Consider the following 5,526-nt stretch of genomic DNA (forward strand, 5'->3'; position numbering starts at 1 on the left):
GGAGATGTGTATAAGAGACAGCATCTTAACGATGTGATAGTGACTCGGCGCGTGGTGAACGGATTTTCGCCACATTTGATACTTTTTCAAGGTGATTGTCGATCCGACATCCTGCGCATAGCGATGAAACGATTTTAAAATCTCATCTTTTGTATACTTTGGCGCCCGCTCGAGTTCTTCGGGTTGCTGATCTACATTCCATTCGTAACCTGCTGCAGATAAAGCTTCAGGCCAAGACCCGAATTGACGAACGATATTCTCTGGCTGTGGCCAGTCATTGACGAGCGCATAACGACGGTAGACTGTACGCCTTGGACGATCCTGGATGAGTTCACCGACTGCGCGAATCGCTTCGATCATCTCGAGTTGTTCTTCCGTATAACTCTTTTGATTTGTAAGTACGCGTTGCTTCATGAGTGAGTCCTCCTTCCTAGTGAAGTAGAGTATTGAGGCAAAAGTCCTCTGTGGTAAATATATCGGTTCATTTCCATTAATTATGAATAATTTTAATGAATTATTGTAAATATAGTGAATCGGATTCTTTGATAGTATAAAACGAAGATATAAAAATGAAAACAGAATGACACGAAATTTTAATGCTATTCAGAAAAATAGGACAAATGACACAGGTGGAAAAAAAGACCAGACACGCTCGTCAGCGAATCTGGTCTTTTGGTGTAACTTATTTTCCTTCGATTGATGCCCATTTGTATGAAGTATCGGCACCTACTTTATGGTTGACGATTCCTTTAACATACGGCTTACGTAAGAAGGAAGCTCCGCGCTGATACATAACAGAGATCGCTTGATCGTCCTCAAGGAGAGTTTTCTCAGCGTCTTTCAGTGCCTGCCAACGTTTCTCAGCATCTACTTCTTTTTGAGCTGATTTGATGAGTGAATCATATTTATCGCTTGAGTACTTACCACGGTTGTATGGTCCACCTGTTACCCACATATCGAGGAACGTCATCGGATCCTGGTAGTCAGGTCCCCATCCTGCGAATGATAGTTCGAACTCACCTTTTGATTCTAGCTCAAGTTTGTTCTTGAACGGCTGTTGTTTGATCGTGACTTCAAGACCTGGAAGGTTTTTCTCCCACTCGCCTTTAAGGTATTCAGAGATTTTCTTCGAGTTATCATCATCGTATGAAAGAAGCTCGAGTTTGACTGATTTTTTACCGATATCTTTCAATCCTTTTTCGAACGATGCTTTTGCAGAAGAAGCATCGTATGAACCGAAGCCTTCGTTACCATCACGGAAGTCTTTACCGTCTGGACCTTTTGCGAATTCTTTCGGGACATAGTAATAAGCTGGGATTGAACCGTTGTTTAAGAGAACTTTTGCCATCTGCTCTTTATCGTACCCAGAGTCGATTGCTTTACGGATGTCTTTATTTTTCAAGAGTTCATTCTTGAAGTTCATTTGGATATAGTACATCGATGCATCAAGGCGTGTATCGAAGTCTTCGTTATCTTTGTACTGATCCACGAATTCGCTTGTCAGACCCACTTGGTCGATATCACCTTTTTCGTAAAGGTTAACTGCAGTCGATGTTTCCTTAACGACTTTGTAGTTGATCTCTTCGAGTTTAACGTTATCTTTATCCCAGTACTGATCGTTTTTCTTGTAGCTCCAACCGACTTCTGTTTTCCAGTCTGATAGGACGAATGGTCCGTTGTAGAGGAATGTATCTGGTTTCGTCGCGAAGTTTTTCCCTTGTTTTTCGACGAACTCTTGTTTCAGTGGCATGAATGAACCGAAACCAGTTAATGATTTGAAGTATTCAGCCGGTTGCGTCAGCTTAACTTCGAGCGTTTTGTCGTCAACAGCTTTGACTGCAACATCGTCAGCTTTTCCTTTTCCTGTGTTATACGCTTCTGCGCCATCGATGATATACATGATATACGCATATTGCGAACCACTTTTCGGATCAAGAACACGTTTCCATGCATACTCGAAGTCTTTTGCTGTGACATCACTGCCATCCGACCATTTCGAATCACGAAGCTTGAACGTGTATGTAAGTCCATCTTCCGAAACATCAACACTTTCAGCAACACCAGGTGTAGCTTCTTGTTTGTCATCAAGACGGAATAGACCTTCTTGGACGTTGTTTAACACTGTGAAAGAAACAGAGTCTGTTGCGACGGTTGGGCTAAGTGCTGGAATATCTGAAGCACTCGTTAAATTTAAGATTTGTTTGTCTGAAGATTTCTCTCCAGATGTCGAACCGCTTTCTTTTTTACCTTCATCTGTCGTCGAACATGCCGCAAGACTTGATCCAGCGATTGTCAGTGCTCCAACGAGTGCAAGTGCCTTTTTCTTCTTCATAAAGTAAATCCCTCCCAAAAGAAATAGATATATCTGGTGAAACGATAAGAACCGATAGGATAGCGATCCGGTGTCCGACTAAAAATAAGAGGGGTCATCGCCTTTTATTCTTAAGCTGTGGAAAGCACCGGATCAACTTGTTATCAATAATAAATACAATATTCAGAAAAATCAATAGAATATTTTCAGATTATTTCAAAATCATTAAATTTGTGTGTAATACCAATGGTTTTTTTATTAAATTATTTTTGTTGAAGGATAAAATTAGGAGTTTTTAAAAGGGTCTAATACAAAAAGAACCAGTTGTATAAAACAACTGGTTCTTGAACTCATTTCTGCTCTTGGACGTACTGAAGTGCTTCTGCGACGTGATCTTTTACTTTCACACTGCGCCATTCCTTGACGATTTCACCAGACTCATCAATTAGGAAAGTTGAACGAACAATTCCAAAATATTCCTTACCGTAGTTCTTTTTCAGTTGCCAGACGCCATATTGCTCACACACTTCATGCTCGATATCTGATAACAATTGGAACGGTAATTCGTATTTTGCGATAAAGTTTTGATGCCGTTTCTGACTATCAGCAGAAACACCGAGAATGACGGTGTTATTTTCTTCGAACGCTTGCGTCGCATCACGGAAATCACATGCCTCGGTCGTACAACCAGGCGTTGAATCCTTCGGATAGAAATAGAGTACGACTTTTTTTCCACGATAATCCTCGAGGGAAATCGGTTCTCCTTGTGCGTTCGGAAGGGTGAATGTTGGTGCTTGCATGAAAATTCCTCCTTATCCTAATTCCATGTTTAATTGATCCGCATATTTCTCAAGCTTCTTTTGAAGACTCTCTTTTAATGGATCGAGGGCAATCAAGTACTTCTCATAATCCGTACCGGCTTTCGCTGTCTTCATGAGGAGTGGCTGTTCTTCTTCATACCAGTCTGCGTAGTCTTGATAGTAATCAACGAGCGTTTCAGGATTTCCTTCGTTCTTGAGCGCCTCACCGTAAATCATCAGGATGTTACTGTTCATCTCAAGCGCCATATAATCGGTTTGCGCATTGACACGAGAGAAGACGGCATCCTGCTCTTTTTCATCGGTTTTTCCGATCTCATCAGCCGCCTTCGCATTGACACCATATTCATCAGCGTTAAATCCAGTGAACATATCGCCAAGCGTCGAGAAGACGGACGGATCGAATGTCGTCGGTGTCAGGACGATTTTCCACTCATCGTCTTTCTTCAATAACAGTTTTGATCCCCGGTTTGGGAGAATCGATCCTTTCGCATCCTTGAATTCGTGGATGATATAGGCGACGTCGCCCTTTTGGAACGACTTGACGACCTTACCGGGAACGACATTCAAGTTTTTCGCACCAACGGCAAGCGGTTCAAGTTGTTTTTCGTCACCCGTATATTCAATCGATGCGAGATCCTTCGCATCTGCTCGTCCGGATTGACCGAGCGTTTTTTCGTATGTTTGATAGACGTCAAGAACGGCTTGTTCAGCCTTCTGTTGTTTCGTTTCCGTCGTCTTCGGGGATTTGGTATCTGTAGAAGACGAGGAGTCGTTTCCGCAACCGACGAGTACGAGACTGGTCGCAAGCAGCACTACGAGCAATCGTTTCATTCGAATTCCTCCTAAGATGAATGTTTCATGGTGATTCCATAGCTAATCTTGTCTCTACCATACAGGAAATTCGCTTTTTTGAGTAGGATATCGGTACACTAAACGAAAGGGGAGTGATAGATATGAAAATTCATATTACAGATGAGGCATTACAATACTTCAAAGATGAGATGGAAGCAAAATCAGGCGATACGATTCGCTTCTTCGCAAAATATGGTGGCTCAACGGATTTAACACAAGGTTTCTCGGTCGGTGTTCATATGGAAGAAGTCGAACGGGCAGCGGTCGAAGAGGTCGTCGACGGCATCCACTTCGTCGTTTCGGATCAAGATGACTGGTTATTCCAAGGGCAAGACGTCAAAGTTTCAATTGAACACGAAGAAATCGTCTTTTCACAAGCAAAGGAATAATCGAGAACGGAGGAGAGACCAAATCGGTCGCTCCTCTATTTTTTTGACTAGAATAATTGTAAGCGGACTCATGCTTCTGTACAATGGAGAATGTAAGCGATTTAAAGTAGAGATTAAAGGGGGAATAGAGATGATTCCGTACAAACACGAACCATTCACGGACTTCTCACAAGAAGCAAACAAGAAAGCGTTCGAAGAGGCACTTGCACTCGTCACGCAAGAACTCGGCAAAGATTATCCGCTCGTCATCGGTGGAAAACATGTGACGACGGAAGATAAAATCGTCTCCGTCAATCCGGCTAACAAAGAAGAGATCGTCGGACGTGTCTCGAAAGCGACACAGGAACATGCAGAAGAAGCGATGCAAGCAGCGGTCACAGCCTTCGAAACATGGAAATTCGTCAATCCGTCTGTACGTGCGGACGTCCTATTCAAAGCAGCGAACATCATCCGTAAGCGGAAGCATGAGTTCTCTGCCTACCTCGTCAAAGAAGCAGGGAAGCCTTGGAACGAAGCAGATGCCGATACAGCAGAAGCGATCGACTTCCTCGAGTACTACGCACGTCAGATGCTCGTCTTAAAAGACGGCAAAAAAGTCGAGAGTCGTCCAGGCGAATACAATCGTTACGATTACATTCCACTCGGTGTTGGTGTCATCATCTCACCATGGAACTTCCCACTCGCGATCATGGCTGGAACAGCTGTCGCAGCAATCGTGGCAGGGAACCCGATCCTCTTGAAACCCGCATCAACGACACCGGTCGTCGCAGCGAAATTCGTCGAAGTGATGGAGCAGGCTGGTCTTCCGGCAGGCGTCTTGAACTTCGTACCAGGTTCAGGGGCAGAAGTTGGTGACTACCTCGTCGATCACCCGAAAACACGTTTCATCAGCTTCACGGGATCACGTGATGTCGGTCTTCGCATCAACGAGCGGGCATCGAAACTAAACGAAGGTCAAATCTGGCTCAAACGCGTCATCGCGGAAATGGGCGGAAAAGATACGATGGTCATCGATGAGTCGGCCGACCTCGATTACGCAGCGGACATGATCACGAAAGCGGCATTCGGATTCTCGGGTCAAAAATGTTCAGCTTGTTCACGTGTCGTCGCACTCGACTCTGTCTATGACGAGTTGCTCGAAAAAGTCGTCGCG

General features: G+C 44.0%; 6 protein-coding genes. 2 read left to right on the forward strand and 4 right to left on the reverse strand.

Annotation, left to right across the window (positions count from 1 at the left end):
- From F8N00_RS15840 to F8N00_RS15855, 4 genes are all read right to left on the reverse strand, one after another.
- The coding region (locus F8N00_RS15840; RefSeq protein WP_421018549.1) for a homing endonuclease associated repeat-containing protein at positions 1–414 on the reverse strand (414 nt) is incomplete at its 3' end.
- 268 nt (positions 415–682) lie between these two features.
- Positions 683–2,332, reverse strand: a complete 1,650-nt coding sequence (locus tag F8N00_RS15845) for a peptide ABC transporter substrate-binding protein (RefSeq protein WP_421018550.1) — start codon at positions 2,330–2,332, stop codon at positions 683–685.
- A gap of 329 nt (positions 2,333–2,661) precedes the next feature.
- Complete coding sequence (gene bcp, locus F8N00_RS15850) at positions 2,662–3,111, reverse strand: thioredoxin-dependent thiol peroxidase (protein ID WP_023469342.1); 450 nt, start codon at positions 3,109–3,111, stop codon at positions 2,662–2,664.
- A gap of 12 nt (positions 3,112–3,123) precedes the next feature.
- Positions 3,124–3,963 carry a hypothetical protein gene (locus F8N00_RS15855; protein ID WP_421018551.1) on the reverse strand — a complete coding sequence of 280 codons (840 nt, stop codon included), beginning with the start codon at positions 3,961–3,963 and terminating at the stop codon, positions 3,124–3,126.
- A gap of 122 nt (positions 3,964–4,085) precedes the next feature.
- On the opposite strand from F8N00_RS15855, the gene F8N00_RS15860 reads away from it, so the two are divergent.
- Both F8N00_RS15860 and F8N00_RS15865 read left to right on the forward strand, forming a co-directional pair.
- On the forward strand, positions 4,086–4,373 hold the full coding sequence (locus F8N00_RS15860; protein ID WP_023469340.1) for a HesB/YadR/YfhF family protein: 288 nt from the start codon (positions 4,086–4,088) through the stop codon (positions 4,371–4,373).
- Between the two features lie 130 nt (positions 4,374–4,503).
- A partial coding sequence (locus F8N00_RS15865) for an aldehyde dehydrogenase family protein (protein ID WP_421018552.1) occupies positions 4,504–5,526 on the forward strand: 1,023 nt, incomplete at its 3' end.

Origin of the sequence: Exiguobacterium sp. A1_3_1, assembly GCF_048985645.1 — a bacterium.
In the GTDB taxonomy this organism is placed as follows: domain Bacteria; phylum Bacillota; class Bacilli; order Exiguobacteriales; family Exiguobacteriaceae; genus Exiguobacterium_A; species Exiguobacterium_A indicum.